Raw genomic sequence first — 15,345 nt, 5'->3', positions numbered from 1 at the left:
AAGGAATAGGACCAGATGGCCAGCGATAATGGCGGTCCCTGGGGCGGCGGTGGAAACCGTGGCGGCTCTGACGGACGTCCCCCCTCGAACAATGGTGGCAACCGCGGCGGCAATAATCGCCCCGGCGGTGACAATCCCCAGATCCCGGAAATCGACGAGCTGATGAAAAAAGGCCAAGAGCAACTGCGCGTGCTCATGGGTGGCCGAGGTGACAGTCGCAAAGGCGGCGGTCGCGGTGGTCAAGGCGCGGGCGGTCCTAGCATCGGGCGCGGCTCGATCCTGCTGATCGCGCTTGTTGCTGCTGCCGTTTGGGTTTTTGCCAGCTTCTACCGCGTAGACACGTCCGAGCAATCGGTCGAGCTGCTGTTTGGTGAGCGCTACGGCGTTGGGGAAGAGGGCTTGAACTTTGCCCCTTGGCCCATCGTGACCAAGGAAATCTATGCTACGACGCGTGAAAACGTCATTAACATTGGTGATGGTACATCTGAAGGTCTGATGCTGACCGGGGATGAAAACATCGTCGACATCGACTTCCAGGTTGTGTGGAACATCTCGGATATCGAGAAATTCGTGTTCAACCTGGCAGCCCCTGAAAACACCATTCAGGCTGTGTCGGAATCGGCCATGCGCGAGATTATCGCGCGTTCGCTTCTGGCGCCGGTCCTGACCTCGGATCGTGGTGTGATTGCGCAAGAGCTGGAAGAACTGATTCAGTCCACGCTCGACGGCTATCAGTCAGGCGTGAACATCATTCGTGTGAACTTTGACCGCGCCGACCCGCCTGCTGAAGTTATCGACAGCTTCCGTGAAGTGCAGGCTGCGGAACAAACCCGCGACACGCTGCAGAAACAAGCGGACGCCTACGCCAACCGCGTTGTGGCTGCGGCCCGTGGTGAAGCGGCGCAGTTGTTGGAGCAGGCCGAAGGTTATCGCGCGCAGGTCGTGAACGAAGCCGAAGGTGAAGCTGCACGCTTCTTGGCTGTGTTCGAAGAATACCAGAAGGCGCAGGACATCACCCGCAAGCGTCTGTATCTTGAGACGTTGGAAAAAGTCATGACCAACATCGATAAGGTCATTCTGGATGAAGCCATCGGTGGTGGAAGCGGTGTTGTACCCTATCTGCCCCTGAACGAGCTGAATAAGTCGAATTCAAACAGCGGAGGGTCGAACTGATGAAACGTACTCAAGTTGCTCTTTTCGTTCTGGCCGGTCTGGTGTTTGGTGCGCTGCAGGCGGTCTATATCGTGGACGAACGTGAAACGGCTCTGCGCCTGTGGTTCGGTGAAGTTACCGCTGAAATTCGCGAGCCGGGCCTGAACTTCAAAATCCCGTTCCTGCATGAGATCGTCAAGTATGACGACCGTATCCTGCCATTGGATACCCGCAAGCTGGAAGTTACGCCGGTTGACGGTCGCCGCCTTGAGGTCGACGCGTTCGCCCGTTGGCGTGTTGCGGATGCCAAGCAGTTCCGTCGTGCGGTGGGCTCAAGCTCGATCGCGGGCGCTGTGCCGCGTCTGGAACGCATTCTGAACGCGGAACTGCGTGAGGTTCTGGGTAAGGTAAACTCGGGCGCCGTTCTGTCGGCAGACCGTGTTGTTCTGATGAACCAGATCCGTGATCAAGCCCGTTCGCAGGCCTTGTCGCTGGGTGTCGAGATCATCGACGTGCGCATCAAGCGCGCCGACCTGCCCAAGCAGAACCTTGAAGCCACGTTCGAACGTATGCGCGCTGAACGTCAGCGTCTGGCAGCGGACGAGATCGCCCGCGGTAACGAGGCCGCTCAGCGTCTGCGTGCAGCTGCAGATCGTACCGTGGTGGAAACCGTGTCGGAAGCCCGCAAGAACGCTCAGATCGTGCGTGGTGAGGCCGATGCCCGCCGGACTGCCATTCTGGCCGAAGCGCTGGGTCGCGACGAAGAGTTCTTCACCTTCCTGCGCTCGTTGGAAGCTTACGAGAACTCACTGACCACCGGAAATTCGTCGCTGGTGATTTCACCGGATAGCGAATTCTTCGACTATCTTGGGTCGCAACAGGGTCGGCAATGAGCCTTCTGATACTAGGTATCGGGCTTGTGCTCGTGATCGAGGGGCTGGTGTTCGCACTGGCCCCTTCGCGTCTGGATGATCTGGTTGCGATGATGGCGGCGATGACCCGCGACCAACGGAGGATGATCGGTCTGGTCGCACTTGCGCTGGGCGTGCTTCTGGTCTGGCTGTCAGGTGTGCGGCCATGACGCAGGGGGCGATCAGCTTTGATGCTGTGATCCTGCGCAAGCAGGACGATCTGCCCCGCTACATCCTTGTGAAGCCCGAGATCGCCCGTGCGTTCTCGGGATCATTTGATGCTCAAATCACGTTGAATGATTGCGCCCCGTTTCACCGGCGTATTCACCCGTGGGGAAAGGGATCAAAGGCCTATTTTTTCAATCTAACGCAAGTGCAGTGCCGTAAGGCTGGCGTCGACACCGGCGACTGCTGCCACGTCACCGTGACCCCCGCCTGACGCCTCACGCCGTGTTACGTGTGTTCACATAGCGGTGAGTTTTCCCCCCAAACTTTGCGTTGCGCTTTCCCGCTCCTATCTAGAGACTATCATTTAAACGGATGCATCATCCGGTAGATATCGAAAAGGAGAGTAGTGTGAGAGCGCAGGCATACGCCCTTAGGCAGGTGCAAACAGAGTATTATCGGGGATTTGTGGCCCTGATCCTTGCGGTCGCCACATTGTTGGCAACCTCCGTTCGTGCAGACGCGCGTGGCGCGCCGGAAAGCTTCGCGGATCTGGCTGAACAGGTGAGCCCCGCCGTGGTGAATATCACCACCTCGACCATTGTGGCCGGGCGCGAAGGCGGCCCGCAGCCCATGATCCCGGAAGGTAGCCCGTTTGAAGAGTTCTTCCGCGACTTCCTTGATCGCAACCAGCAAGGTCCGAACGGCGGCCAGCAGCAGCGCCAGCGTCGCAGTCAGGCTCTGGGCTCGGGCTTTGTGATTTCCGAAGATGGGTTCATCGTCACCAACAACCACGTGATTGAAGGGGCCGACGAAATCCTGATTGAGTTCTTCGACCGTGAAGAGCAACTGGAAGCCAAGGTGGTTGGCACCGACCCGAACACCGACATCGCACTTCTGAAAGTCGAAAGTGACGAGCCGCTGGCTTATGTCAGCTTTGGCGACAGCGACATCATGCGCGTTGGCGATTGGGTGATGGCTGTTGGTAACCCGTTGGGGCAGGGCTTCTCGGTCTCGGCCGGGATCGTGTCGCAGCGCAACCGCGAGCTGTCAGGCAGCTATGACGACTACATTCAGACCGACGCGGCGATCAACCGGGGCAACTCGGGTGGTCCGCTGTTCAACATGGATGGTCAGGTGATTGGCGTGAACACTGCGATCCTCAGCCCCAATGGTGGCTCGATCGGGATCGGCTTCGCCATGTCCTCGGCCGTGGTGGACCGCGTGGTTGGCCAGCTGAAAGAGTTCGGCGAAACTCGTCGCGGGTGGCTGGGTGTGCGCATTCAGGACATCACCGATGACATTGCCGAAGCGCTTGGGCTGGAAAGCACCGATGGAGCGCTGGTAACGGACGTGCCGGATGGTCCGGCGAAGGACGCAGGCATTCAGGTCAATGACGTGATCCTGAGCTTTGACGGTGTGGATGTCACGGATTCGGGCGCGCTGGTGCGCACAGTTGGCAATGCTCCGGTTGGCAAGGCTGTCCGCGTGATGATCCTGCGTGACGGGAAAACCGAAACCATCAAGGTGACGCTGGGCCGTCGTGAAGACGCTGTAGCTGCTTCGAACCAAACGGGTGAAGAACCTTCCGCGCCTGCCGAACCCAGCAAGGTTCTGGGCATGACACTGGCGCCGCTGGATGACAGCACGCGCGAGGCACTGGGTCTGAACCCCGGTGAAGAAGGTTTGGCCGTTCTGGACATCGATGAAGACACAGAAGCCTTCGAAAAAGGCATCCGTGCGGGTGACCTGATCTCGGAAGCGGGGCAGCAGCCCGTTGCCTCGATCGAGGATCTGGAAGCTAGCCTCGAGGTTGCCCGTGATGGCGGCCGCAAATCGGTCCTGCTTCTGGTGCGCCGTGATGGCAATCCGCGCTTTGTCGCGCTGACCCTCGAAGAATAATTCGAAACGAGATTTCCCGCCGGACAAGCTCTGGCGGGCAAAACAAAACCCGCGCTTGAGAAGCGCGGGTTTTTTAGTTTTGACCAAACTCGGTCAGTCCAACTCGTACAGTGAGTGGTGAGGTCTTAGATCGCCTCGATATCGGCGCGGCACAGCCCGATATCTTCAAGCTCGCGATCCGTCAGTTTCGACAGTGCGTTGCGGGTCTCGCGAGCGTCATTCCAGGCGACCACAGCGGCAACAATACCGCGCATGGCGTCGGACAGACGGCCCCCGAAGACACCGCCGGTTACGGGAGTCATGGTTTCGAAAGCAGCCATTTTCGTGTCCTTCACAAAAAAGAGGTTGGGTGAGCTGAATTGCTCTGAAACGCCATCTAGGGCCGAAAAACCGTTGCCACAAGAACGGTTTTTGCATGCCCCATATGCGTTTTGTGCAACGGGTCGTTTTCAGGAAATGCGGGGTCGAAATTGGTCGGAAAATGGCAAAAATCACCGTAGATGATTGCTAGGTGACCAAAACTTTTTCTTCGATTTTTATTTAAGCTTCGCGTCAGGCAGTCTTCCTGGGTGGAGCTGCGCAAATCTGGCTGGTCAATGTTCTCGTTTCGTGCTAGTTCTGGCGGTGTAACAAAAACGCGCCGAAAAGGCCGCATAGCAGTAAAGCAGGGCAGGATATGCGCATCATTGGCATTGACCCGGGACTTCGAAACATGGGCTGGGGGGTGGTGGACACCGCGGGAACGCGCCTGTCGCATGTCGCCAATGGCGTTTGCACCTCGCGCGATGGCGATCTGGCATCGCGGCTTTTGTCGTTGCATGAACAGCTCTCGGATGTGGTGGCGCGGTTCCAGCCGGATACGGCGGCGGTAGAGCAGACTTTCGTGAACAAGGATGCGGTCGGCACGCTGAAGCTGGGACAGGCGCGGGGGATCGCATTGTTGGTGCCGGCACAGGCGGGGCTGTCGATTGGGGAATATGCCCCCAACGCGGTGAAGAAAGCCGTGGTGGGGGTTGGTCACGCCGATAAGCAACAGGTGGATCACATGGTGCGGATGCAATTGCCGGGCGTGCAGATCACTGGGCCGGATGCGGCCGACGCTTTGGCGATTGCCATTTGCCATTCCTTCCACGCACAGAACGCAGGCCGCCTTGAGGCCGCAGTGAAAAGGGCGACAGCATGATCGGACGGATCGCAGGACGCATTGACTATCGGGCCGACGATCACGTGCTGATCGACGTGAAGGGCGTGGGCTATTTGGTCTACGTCTCGGACCGGACCATGTCAGCGCTGCCCGGCAATGGCGAAGCTGTGGCGCTTTATACCGACCTTTTGGTGCGTGAAGACAATTTGCAGCTGTTCGGATTTACCTCGCTGGTCGAGAAGGAATGGCATCGGTTGCTGATGAGTGTGCAAGGCGTGGGCGCGAAAGCCTCGATGGCCATTCTGGGGACGCTTGGCGCGGATGGCGTCAGCCGGGCGATTGCCTTGGGCGACTGGAACGCGGTGAAAGCGGCGAAGGGCATCGGTCCCAAGACGGCGCAGCGCGTAACCAACGAATTGAAAGACAAAGCCGCCAGCGTGATGGCCTTGGCGGGGGCAGGGGGATCGGCTGGGGCAGGCTCAGGCGCCGCCGCGCCTGAGCCTGATCTCGATGACACGGTCATCGAGACACCCGCGGTTGCGGTTGCGACCGCAGTCCCCACCGCGCCCAGCATGGATCCCGCCGCGCAGGCCGAGGCCCTCTCGGCCCTGACCAATCTTGGCTACGCGCCCGGCGAGGCCGCGTCGGCCGTGGCGCAAGCCTTGGGGGATGATCCGGCGCTAAACACCGCCGGGTTGATCCGCGCCGCGCTGAAACTGCTTGCGCCCAAGGGCTAGGGGTTGAAGGATTAAGACATGTCGATCTCGGACCCTGCATACAGCCCGGACCCCACCCTGCGCCCCGCACCGACGCCGGAAGAGCGCGCCGAGGTGGATCGTGCTTTACGCCCACAAGCGCTTGGTGATTTCATCGGTCAGGCCGAGGCCCGCGCCAACCTGCGCGTCTTCATCGAAAGTGCGCGTCGCCGGAACGAGGCGATGGACCATGTGCTGTTCCACGGCCCGCCCGGTCTGGGGAAAACCACGCTGGCGCAAATCATGGCGCGCGAGCTTGGGGTGAATTTCCGCATGACCTCGGGGCCTGTTTTGGCCAAGGCGGGGGACCTTGCGGCGATCCTGACCAATCTGGAAGCCAATGACGTTTTGTTCATTGACGAGATCCATCGCCTGAACCCGGTCGTGGAAGAAGTGCTCTATCCCGCGATGGAGGATTTCGAGCTCGATCTGGTGATCGGCGAAGGCCCCGCCGCGCGCACCGTGCGGATCGAGTTGCAGCCCTTTACGCTGGTCGGCGCGACCACGCGTCTGGGCCTGTTGACGACCCCGCTGCGCGACCGTTTCGGCATTCCGACGCGGCTGCAATTCTATACGGTGGATGAGCTGCACGAGATCGTCTCGCGCAATGCTGTCAAACTGGGTGCCCCCGCAGACGAAGACGGCGCGCGCGAGATTGCCAAACGTGCCCGCGGCACGCCCCGTATCGCGGGCCGTCTGTTGCGCCGCGTGGTGGATTTCGCTGTGGTCGAAGGCGACGGGCGTATTACGCGCGACATAGCTGATAACGCTCTGACCCGGTTAGGCGTCGACAATCTGGGCCTTGATGGCGCGGACCGGCGCTATATGGGACTGATGGCGGAACATTACGGTGGCGGTCCCGTGGGGATCGAGACGCTGTCGGCAGCGCTGTCCGAAAGCCGCGATGCGCTGGAAGAGGTGATCGAACCGTACTTGCTGCAGCAAGGTCTGATCCAGCGCACCCCGCGTGGGCGGATGTTGGGGCAGAAAGCGTGGCGGCATCTCGGGCTAGAGGCGCCCAATACCGAGCAGAAAGCCCAAGGGCAGCTCTTCGACGGTTAAGTCTTGCATGCACGCACAGCCTGCGCGAAACAGCCCCCAGCAAGGAGACTGCCATGACCGACGCCCCTCAGATGCCCCAAATGATGACCCCCGAAGACGTCACCGCGCATTTCACGCGGCCTGATGGCAGCTTTACTTTCGCGCGCTGGGGCCGCCCCATCGTGCCAGTAGTGTTTGGGGTCGAGGAAGAGACGCTGGAGATCGTCAAAGGCGCGATCGAGGCCGTGGCGGTCGTTGCCGGTCACAAAATGGCCGAGACCGATCCCGAACTGGGCGCCAACCTGATGGTGTTTTTCTTCCGCGATTGGGACGAGCTGCTGGGCGTGCCGAACCTTGAGAAAATGGTGCCGGACCTAACCCCCTTGGTGGCGCGCCTGAAAGCCGCCGGAGCCAGCCAGTATCGTGCCTTCCGTTTCGACGATGACGGCGCCATTCAGGCCTGTTTCAGCTTCGTCTGTATGTCGGGCGAGATGGCGAAACAACCCGCCGAAAGCATCGCGCTGGCGCAGGCCGTGCAAGCTGTGATCCTGTGGGGCGAGGGCGCGTTTGGGTCGAAAAGCCCCTTGGCGTTGCTGCCCGACGGACAGACCATCCTGCGCCCGGAAATCGCGGCGCTTATCAAAGCGGCCTATGATCCGATCTTGCCGCCCTGTGCGGACGATCCCTCGCACGCGCTGCGTCTGTTCGCGCGGATGCAGGTGGCCGTGCCTGATGGTGAAACACAGCATTGATGCGCAGTTTTCTCGCTCTTCCTCTGCCGGATGATCTGGCTGACGATTTGGAGCGCTTCGCCGCGCGTTTGAAGATCGGGCGTCCGCAGCCCTTTGAAAATCTGCACATCACGCTGGCGTTCCTGGAAGATCAGCCCCACGAGGCGCTGCAGGATCTGCACGAGGTTTTGGAGGCCACTCCGCTGTCCGCCGTCACCGCCGAATTCTCGGGGCTGGAACCTTTGGGCGGCAAGGTGCCCTCGGTGTTGGGGTTGATGGTGTCGGGTGTGGATGGGTTGCAAAAACAGGTCCAGTCCTGCGTGCGTCAAGCCGGGATCACGTTACCCCATCGCCGGTTTCGCGCCCATGTGACAGTGGCGCGGCTGCCGCGTAAACCCTTGCCGGATGATATGACGGCGCTGGGGCATGTATTGCAAACCCACGGCGCGGTCGGCTTTCCTGATACGCTGCTGGACACCCTGTCTCTGTATCTCTCGGAACTACATCCAGACGGCGCGCGATACGAGGTCTTGGCGGACTATCCTTTGACGTCCTAAAGTGGGTAAAAATCACGAGGCCCAAATGCACCAGTTCCCCATCCGCGTTTACTATGAAGATACCGACATGGCCGGGATCGTCTATTATGCCAACTACCTGCGTTACATCGAACGGGCGCGGTCAGATTGGGTGCGTGAGATCGGGATTGATCAGAACGCGATGCGCGACGAGGGGTTGGTTTTCGCCGTGCGCCGGGTCGAGGCAGATTACATTGCGCCTGCTAAATTTGACGATGAGTTACAGGTTGAAACATCTGTTGAGCAGGTGACCGCTGCGCGTCTGGTATTGGCGCAGGTGGTCAAACGGGGCGAACAGCCTTTGTTTCAGGCGGTTGTGACCATTGTATGCGTCGCGGACACCGGCGCTCCGGCCCGTCTTCCGGCAAATATTCGCCGGTTGGTGCACTGAATTTACAGCAAAACCTGCCGATGACGCGGTTTTGATAGCCATCTGCCTTTCCATAAGTTAATCTTCGTGCAGAAAAGCGGCCCAAAGAGGCGGCGGTACAGAGGCAGAGTTATGGAAACGGAAGCGCTTTCGGCAGCGGCGGAGATTGATTTCTCCTTCTTGGGCCTATTCCTACGTGCAACTTTTACAGTGAAGCTGGTGATGCTTCTGCTGATTGTTGCGTCGGTCTGGTCATGGGCCATCATCATCACAAAATTCATGGCGTTTCGGCAATCCCGTGCCGAGGCAGACGTGTTCGACCGCAAGTTCTGGTCGGGCGAGCCGCTGGACGAGCTGTTCGACCAGATTGGCCCCAGCCCCTCGGGATCAGCGGAAAAGGTTTTTGCGGCGGGGATGCTGGAATGGCGTCGTTCGCATCGAGCAGATGGCGGGCTGATCGCCAACGCGCAGTCGCGGATTGACCGCTCGATGGACGTGGCAATCGCCAAGGAGGGCGAAGACCTGAATAAGGGGCTGAGCTTTTTGGCCACGGTCGCCTCGACCGCGCCCTTCGTGGGCCTGTTCGGCACCGTCTGGGGCATCATGAACGCCTTCATTGAGATCGCGCAGCAACAGAACACCAACCTGGCCGTTGTGGCCCCCGGCATCGCCGAGGCACTGCTGGCGACCGGTCTGGGGCTTCTGGCCGCGATCCCGGCGGCGGTCTTTTACAACAAGCTGAGCGTGGACAGCGATAACATCCTTGCAGGCTACGAGGCCTTCGCGGACGAGTTCGCCACCATCCTCAGCCGTCAGTTGGACAGTTAAGATGGGCGCGAATGTGCAAGCCAGCGGGGGTGCCGATCGGCGCGCCCGTCGTGGGCGCCGTCGTGGCAAGCACCGCCGGGTCATGGCCGAGATCAACGTGACGCCCTTCGTGGACGTCATGCTGGTGCTTCTGATCATCTTCATGGTGGCCGCGCCCCTGTCGGTGGTCGGCGTGCCGGTCGAGCTGTCGAAGACGGCCGCGAAGTCGCTTGAGGCGCCTGAAGAGGAACCCTTGGCTGTCACCATCAACGCCGATGGGCAGGTCTTCCTGCAAACGACTGAGATTTCGCGCGATGATCTGATCCCGCGCCTGCGTGCCATTGCGGCCGAGCGCGTGGACGACAAGATCTTCCTGCGGATTGACGGTCAGGTGGAATGGGACACGACGGCCCAGATCATGGGCGCGTTGAACGCTGCTGGCTTCTCCAAGATTGGTTTCGTGACCGAAGGTGGTGGCCCGACGCTGACAGGGCAGGGGAACTGAGGCAGAGATGCGCAAGGGGCTGTATATCTCGACAGCCGCTCATGGGGTTCTGATCCTGTGGGTGCTTTTCGGCGGGGTCTTCAAGTGGGACCGCGACGATGAGCTTGTGTCGGTGTCCGATGTTTCGTTCATCTCAGAGGATGAGTTTGCCGCGCTGAGTGCCCCGAAAGGCGAGGCCAATGCGCCCGAAGAAAGCCCGGCGCCCGCCCCGCGTCCTGAACCAGAGCCGACGCCCGAGCCAGAGCCTCAGCCCGTGCCGGAACCGGAACCCGAGCCTGAACCCGAGCCCGTGCCGGTGGAGGAACCTGCCGAGGTCACTGAAGTCGCGCCGCCTGAAGCCGCCCCTCGTGTGGCACCCGAGGCTGCACCGGAACCCGAGACCCCGGTCGAAGAAGCCCCCGAGCCTGTCGAGGCTGTGACGCCCGAGCCGACCCCTGAAGCGGCCCCTGCACCGGAAGAGGTTACCCCCGCCGCGCCCCCCGAAGCCACGACCGAGATCGTAACCGAGGCGGAAGAGCCTGCAGCAGATCCTTCAGCTGCGCCTGCTACCTCGCTGCGTCCGAAAACGCGCCCCAACCGCCCGCGTCCACAGGTGGCACAGCCGGAAACGCCTGCCGAGACACCCGCCGCCGATGCAAATGCCGTGGCGAATGCCGTGGCCAACGAAGTTGCGGGCGGTACGCAGGACGCTCCCGAGCAAGATATCCCGCTTGGCCCGCCGCTGACACGTGGCGAAAAAGACGGGCTGCGTGTTGCCGTCAGCCAGTGCTGGAACCTCGGGTCTTCATCGACCGATGCGCTGTCCACGACCGTGGTCGTGCTGGTCACCATGAGCCGCGAGGGCAAGCCCGAGGGGATCAAGCTGGACAGTTGGGACGGCCCGAACCAAGCCGCCGCGAACACCGCGTTCCAAGCCGCCCGCCGCGCCATCATCCGCTGTGGCGCGCGTGGCTTTGACCTGCCTGCCGAAAAATATGGCCAGTGGCGCGAGATCGAAATGACCTTCAATCCCGACAAGATGAGGATCAAGTGATGCAGATGCTCCCCTTCGTCCCACCTATAGTGGTGCAAATGAACCGTTTCGCGCCAGTTTCCGCCGATTTTTCCCCCGTCGTTGAAGGGGGTGCTGAATTTATGCCTAAGCTAAGCAAAACAAAAAGGGGCAGTCGCGCAATGAAAAGGACATCCGAGCAGATGAAACGTGGTCTGAAGAAAGTCTCGTGCCTGATGGCCGCTTGTGCGGTACTCGCAGCGGGGGCGCTGACGCCCATGGCCGCGACCGCGCAATCCAACGGTCCCCTGCGGATCGAGATCACCGATGGTGTTATCGAGCCCTTGCCCTTCGCCATTCCCGAATTTGTCGCGGAAGATGGCGGTGCATCCGATTTCGCCCGTTCGATCTCGCGCGTAATTGCGGCGGATCTGGCCAGCACCGGGCTGTTTCGCGAAATCCCGCAGGATGCGTTCATCTCGGGCGTGACCAACTTTTCAAGCCCCGTGGCCTATGCCGATTGGAAGGCGATCAACGCGCAGGCGCTGATCACCGGCGCGGTCAGCAGCTCGGGCGACAGCATCAACGTGAAATTCCGCGTGTTCGACGTGTTTTCTGGCCAGCCGCTAGGCGAGGGTTTGCAGTTCTCAGGCGGCGCGGGCGGCTGGCGTCGCATGGCGCACAAGGTTGCCGATATTGTCTATAGCCGGATCACCGGCGAGAGCGGATATTTCGACAGCCGTGTGGTGTTCGTGGCCGAGAGCGGCCCGAAAAACGCCCGTCGCAAGCGTCTGGCGATCATGGATTATGACGGCGCAAATGTGCAGTACCTGACCGACAGCTCAGCGCTGGTGCTGGCGCCACGGTTCTCGCCGCAAGGGGATCGGGTGCTGTATACCAGCTATGAAACCGGCTTCCCGCAAGTATATGTGCTGGATGTGGCCACCGTTGGCCGCCGTGTGCTGTCCAGCCAAGAGGGCACCATGACCTTCGCGCCGCGCTTCTCGCCGGATGGCCGCACGGTGGTGTATTCACTGTCAGCAGGCGGCAACACCGACTTGTACACGATGGACATTGCCAGCGGGCAAGCGCGTCGTCTGACCCAAGCCCCGTCGATCGAAACCGCGCCCAGCTTTTCGCCCGATGGATCGAAGATCGTCTTTGAAAGCGACCGTTCGGGCAGCCAGCAGCTTTACGTCATGCCCGCCACGGGCGGCGAGGCGACGCGGATCAGCTTTGGTCAAGGCCGCTATGGCACCCCGGTTTGGTCGCCGCGTGGTGATCTGATTGCGTTTACCAAGCAAAATGCGGGCCGCTTCCATATCGGCGTGATGCGCACCGACGGGTCCGAAGAACGTCTTCTGACGGCGTCTTTCCTCGACGAAGGACCGACCTGGTCGCCCAATGGCCGCGTGATCATGTTTACCCGAGAAAGCCAGGGCGAAACGGGCGAGGCGTCGCTCTATTCGGTGGACATCACGGGCCGCAACCTGCGCCGGGTGCTGACCGAAGGGGCCGCGTCCGACCCCGCGTGGTCGCCCCTGCTGAACTAAACCGAAACAGGCGCAAAACGCGCTTTGTTTTCAAACCGCCGGCAAGATGCTAAACTTCCGGCAAGAATACGAAAGAGCATGCCCAAAAAGGGCAAAATGATACAGGAAAGACCATGAAACATATTGCGATGACTGCGCTGTTCGTGGGCGCATTGGCCGTGTCGGCCTGTTCGAACGACCGCTTTGGAAATGGCCGCTTTGGCGGTGGTTCCGGCGATTTCGTGGCAGGCAGCCCGTCCGACCCGCGCTCGCCCGCCTACTTCAACCAAACCATCGGGGACCGCGTTCTGTTCGCCGTCGACCAGTCGACGCTCAGCCCGGAAGCCGTTCAGGTGCTGACCCAGCAGGCCACGTGGCTGATGGAAAACACCAGCTATACCGCCGTGATCGAAGGTCACGCAGACGAGCAGGGCACACGTGAATACAACCTTGCACTGGGTGCGCGTCGTGCTTCGGCCGTGCAGAACTTCCTGATTGATCGCGGTGTCGCGCCGAACCGTTTGCAGACCGTCAGCTATGGTAAAGAACGCCCGCTCGAGATCTGCTCGGACGAGCTGTGCTATTCCAAAAACCGCCGCGCCGTGACCGTGCTGGCTGCGGGTGCGATCACCAGCTGATCCAACAGGACAAAGAGGGGCTGAGACATGGTGGCAAGATCTTTGAAAGCACTGTTGCTGGGCGCTGTCCTAGCGGGTGCGCCCGCTTTGGCGTCAGCGCAGGACCGGGCGCAGTCCTTGGCGGATATCCGGCAGGAACTGACCGTGCTCTATGTCGAGATCCAGAAGCTGAAGACCGAGCTGTCGACCACCGGGGGCGCAAATGTGACCACCGGCGTGGGCAGCCTGTCTCAGCGCATGGCGGCCATTGAAGGCGAGCTGTCGCGCCTGACCTCGAAGACCGAACAGCTGGAGTTTCGTATCAACTCGATCGTGAAAGACGGCACCAACCGCATTGGCGATCTGGAGTTCCGTCTGGTCGAGCTGGAAGGTGGGGATATTTCCCAACTGGGCGAAACCTCGACCCTTGGGGGCGGGGTTGCACCGGAAGGTCCGGTGACGGCACCTATCGCGCCAACATCCCCGGCGACCGAGCTTGCAGTGGGCGAACAACAGGACTTTGACGCCGCTGGTGGGGCGCTGGAAGCGGGTGACTTCGCGCAGGCTGCGACGCTCTATACGCAGTTTATCGAGAACTACCCGGGCAGTCCGCTGACATCGGAGGCGCATTTCCAGCGCGGCGAAGCTTTGACCGGAACGGGCGATGTGAAGAATGCCGCACGGGCCTATCTGAACGCGTTCTCGGGGGCGCCCAACAGCGACCGCGCACCGGATGCACTATATCGTCTGGGCTTTTCGCTGGGCGAGCTTGGACAGGTGAACGAAGCCTGTGCCACGCTGGCAGAAGTCGGCAAGCGTTTCCCCGGCGCGCCAGCGGTGGCCGATGCGCAAGCCGCGCGTCAGGCGCTGAGCTGTCCGTGACGCCCGCGCAGACATTCGAAATTGCCTTGGACCGGGCCCGCCAGCGCGGGCCCGTTTCGCGTCTTGGGCTGGCGGTGTCTGGCGGCAGCGATAGCATGGCGATGATGATCTTGGCGGCCGACTGGGCCAAGGGGACCGGGGCTAAGCTGCAGGTGGCAACGGTGGACCATGGGTTGCGACCTGAAGCAGCCGCGGAGGCCAGCTGGGTCGCCGCGCGCTGTGCCGAGCTTGGGCTGCCCCATGACACGCTGACATGGGCGGGGGCACCTAGCGGGAACGTCCAAAACGCGGGGCGCACGGCCCGTTATGACCTGCTGGGTAAATGGGCACTGCAATGCGATCTGGATGCTGTGGCTGTCGCCCATACTGCCGATGATCAGGCTGAAACCTTCGTGATGCGTCTGGCGCGCGGCTCGGGCGTAGACGGACTGTCTGCAATGCAAGATGACTGGGTGGCGCAAGATATGCGCTGGCTGCGCCCGGTGCTGGCAGCAAGTCGTGAGGGATTGCGGCAGGTTCTGACCGACCGTGGGGTGGGGTGGATTGACGACCCTTCGAACACCGATACCCGCTTTGAGCGTGTTCGGGTACGTAAGGCGATGGAGGATCTGGCACGGCTTGGCTTGGACCGCGACCGGCTGGTTGGCACAGCCCTTCGTATGGCCGAGGCACGTAAGGCGTTGTCGCAGGCGGCGATTGAAGCCGCGGAAGCCTGCGCCGAAGTTGAGTTAGGGGATGTTGTTTTCGACGCCGCAGCCTATGTGGCTCTTCCCACCGAAACCCGCCATCGCCTGCTGTCCGCTGCAATCCGTTTTGTCTCGGGTGCGGCTTATCGCCCGCGCTATGACGCGTTGAAAGAGGTCGAGGCGCAAGTGCTGGACGGGAAACGCCGCACCTTGTCAGGCTGTACGCTGGACCTGATAGCCGGGCAGATCGCAATTGGGCGCGAGCTGAATGCCGTTCGCTCTGAAACCGCATATCCCGGCGCGGTTTGGGATGGGCGCTGGGGGCTGACCGGGCCTGCAAATACACAAGTGCGCGCCTTGGGCGAGGCGATTTCGGATTGCCCCAACTGGCGCGAAACCGGCCAGCCCCGCAGCCGTCTGATGGCCACACCCGCGCTCTTTGACGGCGATCAACTGATGGCCGCACCCGCTGCTGGTTTTTTGTGCGATGGCGTCACCCTGACCGGGCCAAGCAAGGCCGATTTCCTAAAGGCGATTTTATCGCATTGAACCTCGGCCAATCATCCCTATTTTAAGAAC

General features: G+C 61.1%; 19 protein-coding genes. 18 read left to right on the top strand and 1 reads right to left on the bottom strand.

What is annotated here, in order from left to right; translation table 11 throughout:
• The first annotated feature begins 15 nt into the window (after positions 1–15).
• The 5 genes from hflK to EOL43_RS09195 all read left to right on the top strand — a co-directional run bounded on the left by hflK (position 16) and on the right by EOL43_RS09195 (position 4,130).
• Positions 16–1,173: an FtsH protease activity modulator HflK gene (hflK, locus tag EOL43_RS09215; protein WP_133487807.1), complete on the top strand. Its 1,158-nt coding sequence runs from the start codon at positions 16–18 to the stop codon at positions 1,171–1,173.
• Entirely contained in the window at positions 1,173–2,045 is an 873-nt protein-coding gene (gene hflC, locus EOL43_RS09210; protein WP_133487805.1) for a protease modulator HflC, read from the top strand. The genes hflK and hflC overlap by 1 nt, the downstream gene beginning before the upstream one ends.
• Complete coding sequence (locus EOL43_RS09205) at positions 2,042–2,233, top strand: DUF2065 family protein (RefSeq protein WP_133487803.1); 192 nt, start codon at positions 2,042–2,044, stop codon at positions 2,231–2,233. Before hflC ends, EOL43_RS09205 begins: the two co-directional genes overlap by 4 nt.
• Entirely contained in the window at positions 2,230–2,502 is a 273-nt protein-coding gene (locus tag EOL43_RS09200; protein WP_133487801.1) for a DUF1905 domain-containing protein, read from the top strand. Before EOL43_RS09205 ends, EOL43_RS09200 begins: the two co-directional genes overlap by 4 nt.
• A 101-nt stretch (positions 2,503–2,603) precedes the next feature.
• Positions 2,604–4,130 carry a Do family serine endopeptidase gene (locus tag EOL43_RS09195; RefSeq protein WP_133487799.1) on the top strand — a complete coding sequence of 509 codons (1,527 nt, stop codon included), beginning with the start codon at positions 2,604–2,606 and terminating at the stop codon, positions 4,128–4,130.
• Between the two features lie 125 nt (positions 4,131–4,255).
• Here EOL43_RS09195 and EOL43_RS09190 read toward each other — a convergent pair whose 3' ends face one another.
• On the bottom strand, positions 4,256–4,450 hold the full coding sequence (locus EOL43_RS09190; protein ID WP_133487797.1) for a DUF1127 domain-containing protein: 195 nt from the start codon (positions 4,448–4,450) through the stop codon (positions 4,256–4,258).
• Between the two features lie 356 nt (positions 4,451–4,806).
• On the opposite strand from EOL43_RS09190, the gene ruvC reads away from it, so the two are divergent.
• The 13 genes from ruvC (at position 4,807) to tilS (ending at position 15,315) form a co-directional block, all read left to right on the top strand.
• Complete coding sequence (gene ruvC, locus EOL43_RS09185; RefSeq protein ID WP_133487795.1) at positions 4,807–5,313, top strand: crossover junction endodeoxyribonuclease RuvC; 507 nt, start codon at positions 4,807–4,809, stop codon at positions 5,311–5,313.
• Entirely contained in the window at positions 5,310–6,011 is a 702-nt protein-coding gene (gene ruvA / locus EOL43_RS09180; RefSeq protein ID WP_133487793.1) for a Holliday junction branch migration protein RuvA, read from the top strand. Before ruvC ends, ruvA begins: the two co-directional genes overlap by 4 nt.
• Positions 6,012–6,029: 18 nt before the next feature.
• Positions 6,030–7,091: a Holliday junction branch migration DNA helicase RuvB gene (gene ruvB / locus EOL43_RS09175; RefSeq protein WP_133487791.1), complete on the top strand. Its 1,062-nt coding sequence runs from the start codon at positions 6,030–6,032 to the stop codon at positions 7,089–7,091.
• Between the two features lie 53 nt (positions 7,092–7,144).
• Positions 7,145–7,822 (top strand): hypothetical protein, encoded by a 678-nt coding sequence (locus tag EOL43_RS09170; protein WP_420867509.1) that lies wholly within the window; start codon positions 7,145–7,147, stop codon positions 7,820–7,822.
• Positions 7,822–8,358: an RNA 2',3'-cyclic phosphodiesterase gene (gene thpR, locus EOL43_RS09165; RefSeq protein ID WP_133487789.1), complete on the top strand. Its 537-nt coding sequence runs from the start codon at positions 7,822–7,824 to the stop codon at positions 8,356–8,358. The genes EOL43_RS09170 and thpR overlap by 1 nt, the downstream gene beginning before the upstream one ends.
• Positions 8,359–8,383: 25 nt before the next feature.
• The gene (gene ybgC / locus EOL43_RS09160; RefSeq protein ID WP_133487787.1) at positions 8,384–8,767 is read left to right on the top strand and encodes a tol-pal system-associated acyl-CoA thioesterase; all 384 of its coding nucleotides are present in this window, start codon (positions 8,384–8,386) and stop codon (positions 8,765–8,767) included.
• 111 nt (positions 8,768–8,878) lie between these two features.
• Positions 8,879–9,574 (top strand): protein TolQ, encoded by a 696-nt coding sequence (gene tolQ / locus EOL43_RS09155; protein ID WP_133487785.1) that lies wholly within the window; start codon positions 8,879–8,881, stop codon positions 9,572–9,574.
• 1 nt (position 9,575) lies between these two features.
• Positions 9,576–10,058 (top strand): ExbD/TolR family protein, encoded by a 483-nt coding sequence (locus EOL43_RS09150; protein ID WP_133487783.1) that lies wholly within the window; start codon positions 9,576–9,578, stop codon positions 10,056–10,058.
• Positions 10,059–10,065: 7 nt separating this feature from the next.
• Complete coding sequence (locus tag EOL43_RS09145; protein WP_133487781.1) at positions 10,066–11,091, top strand: energy transducer TonB; 1,026 nt, start codon at positions 10,066–10,068, stop codon at positions 11,089–11,091.
• Positions 11,092–11,285: 194 nt separating this feature from the next.
• Positions 11,286–12,602: a Tol-Pal system beta propeller repeat protein TolB gene (gene tolB / locus EOL43_RS09140; protein ID WP_420867510.1), complete on the top strand. Its 1,317-nt coding sequence runs from the start codon at positions 11,286–11,288 to the stop codon at positions 12,600–12,602.
• 113 nt (positions 12,603–12,715) lie between these two features.
• A complete protein-coding gene (pal, locus tag EOL43_RS09135) occupies positions 12,716–13,219 on the top strand; it encodes a peptidoglycan-associated lipoprotein Pal (protein WP_133487779.1) in 504 nt (167 codons plus the stop codon).
• Between the two features lie 27 nt (positions 13,220–13,246).
• Positions 13,247–14,080: a tol-pal system protein YbgF gene (ybgF, locus tag EOL43_RS09130; protein WP_133487777.1), complete on the top strand. Its 834-nt coding sequence runs from the start codon at positions 13,247–13,249 to the stop codon at positions 14,078–14,080.
• Positions 14,077–15,315, top strand: a complete 1,239-nt coding sequence (tilS, locus tag EOL43_RS09125; protein WP_133487775.1) for a tRNA lysidine(34) synthetase TilS — start codon at positions 14,077–14,079, stop codon at positions 15,313–15,315. The genes ybgF and tilS overlap by 4 nt, the downstream gene beginning before the upstream one ends.
• The last annotated feature ends 30 nt before the right edge of the window (positions 15,316–15,345 follow it).

Source organism: Aliiroseovarius marinus, assembly GCF_004360145.1.
Lineage (GTDB): Bacteria > Pseudomonadota > Alphaproteobacteria > Rhodobacterales > Rhodobacteraceae > Aliiroseovarius > Aliiroseovarius marinus.
This window is presented reverse-complemented; position numbering and strand designations above follow the sequence as displayed.

What these genes read in the sequence shown, in the direction of transcription:
- hflK (WP_133487807.1), top strand. Translation starts at nt 16, where the DNA reads ATGGCCAGCGATAATGGCGGTCCCTGGGGCGGCGGTGGAAACCGTGGC.
- hflC (WP_133487805.1), top strand. Translation starts at nt 1,173, where the DNA reads ATGAAACGTACTCAAGTTGCTCTTTTCGTTCTGGCCGGTCTGGTGTTT.
- EOL43_RS09205 (WP_133487803.1), top strand. Translation starts at nt 2,042, where the DNA reads ATGAGCCTTCTGATACTAGGTATCGGGCTTGTGCTCGTGATCGAGGGG.
- EOL43_RS09200 (WP_133487801.1), top strand. Translation starts at nt 2,230, where the DNA reads ATGACGCAGGGGGCGATCAGCTTTGATGCTGTGATCCTGCGCAAGCAG.
- EOL43_RS09195 (WP_133487799.1), top strand. Translation starts at nt 2,604, where the DNA reads ATGCATCATCCGGTAGATATCGAAAAGGAGAGTAGTGTGAGAGCGCAG.
- EOL43_RS09190 (WP_133487797.1), bottom strand. Translation starts at nt 4,450, where the DNA reads ATGGCTGCTTTCGAAACCATGACTCCCGTAACCGGCGGTGTCTTCGGG.
- ruvC (WP_133487795.1), top strand. Translation starts at nt 4,807, where the DNA reads ATGCGCATCATTGGCATTGACCCGGGACTTCGAAACATGGGCTGGGGG.
- ruvA (WP_133487793.1), top strand. Translation starts at nt 5,310, where the DNA reads ATGATCGGACGGATCGCAGGACGCATTGACTATCGGGCCGACGATCAC.
- ruvB (WP_133487791.1), top strand. Translation starts at nt 6,030, where the DNA reads ATGTCGATCTCGGACCCTGCATACAGCCCGGACCCCACCCTGCGCCCC.
- EOL43_RS09170 (WP_420867509.1), top strand. Translation starts at nt 7,145, where the DNA reads ATGACCGACGCCCCTCAGATGCCCCAAATGATGACCCCCGAAGACGTC.
- thpR (WP_133487789.1), top strand. Translation starts at nt 7,822, where the DNA reads ATGCGCAGTTTTCTCGCTCTTCCTCTGCCGGATGATCTGGCTGACGAT.
- ybgC (WP_133487787.1), top strand. Translation starts at nt 8,384, where the DNA reads ATGCACCAGTTCCCCATCCGCGTTTACTATGAAGATACCGACATGGCC.
- tolQ (WP_133487785.1), top strand. Translation starts at nt 8,879, where the DNA reads ATGGAAACGGAAGCGCTTTCGGCAGCGGCGGAGATTGATTTCTCCTTC.
- EOL43_RS09150 (WP_133487783.1), top strand. Translation starts at nt 9,576, where the DNA reads ATGGGCGCGAATGTGCAAGCCAGCGGGGGTGCCGATCGGCGCGCCCGT.
- EOL43_RS09145 (WP_133487781.1), top strand. Translation starts at nt 10,066, where the DNA reads ATGCGCAAGGGGCTGTATATCTCGACAGCCGCTCATGGGGTTCTGATC.
- tolB (WP_420867510.1), top strand. Translation starts at nt 11,286, where the DNA reads ATGGCCGCTTGTGCGGTACTCGCAGCGGGGGCGCTGACGCCCATGGCC.
- pal (WP_133487779.1), top strand. Translation starts at nt 12,716, where the DNA reads ATGAAACATATTGCGATGACTGCGCTGTTCGTGGGCGCATTGGCCGTG.
- ybgF (WP_133487777.1), top strand. Translation starts at nt 13,247, where the DNA reads ATGGTGGCAAGATCTTTGAAAGCACTGTTGCTGGGCGCTGTCCTAGCG.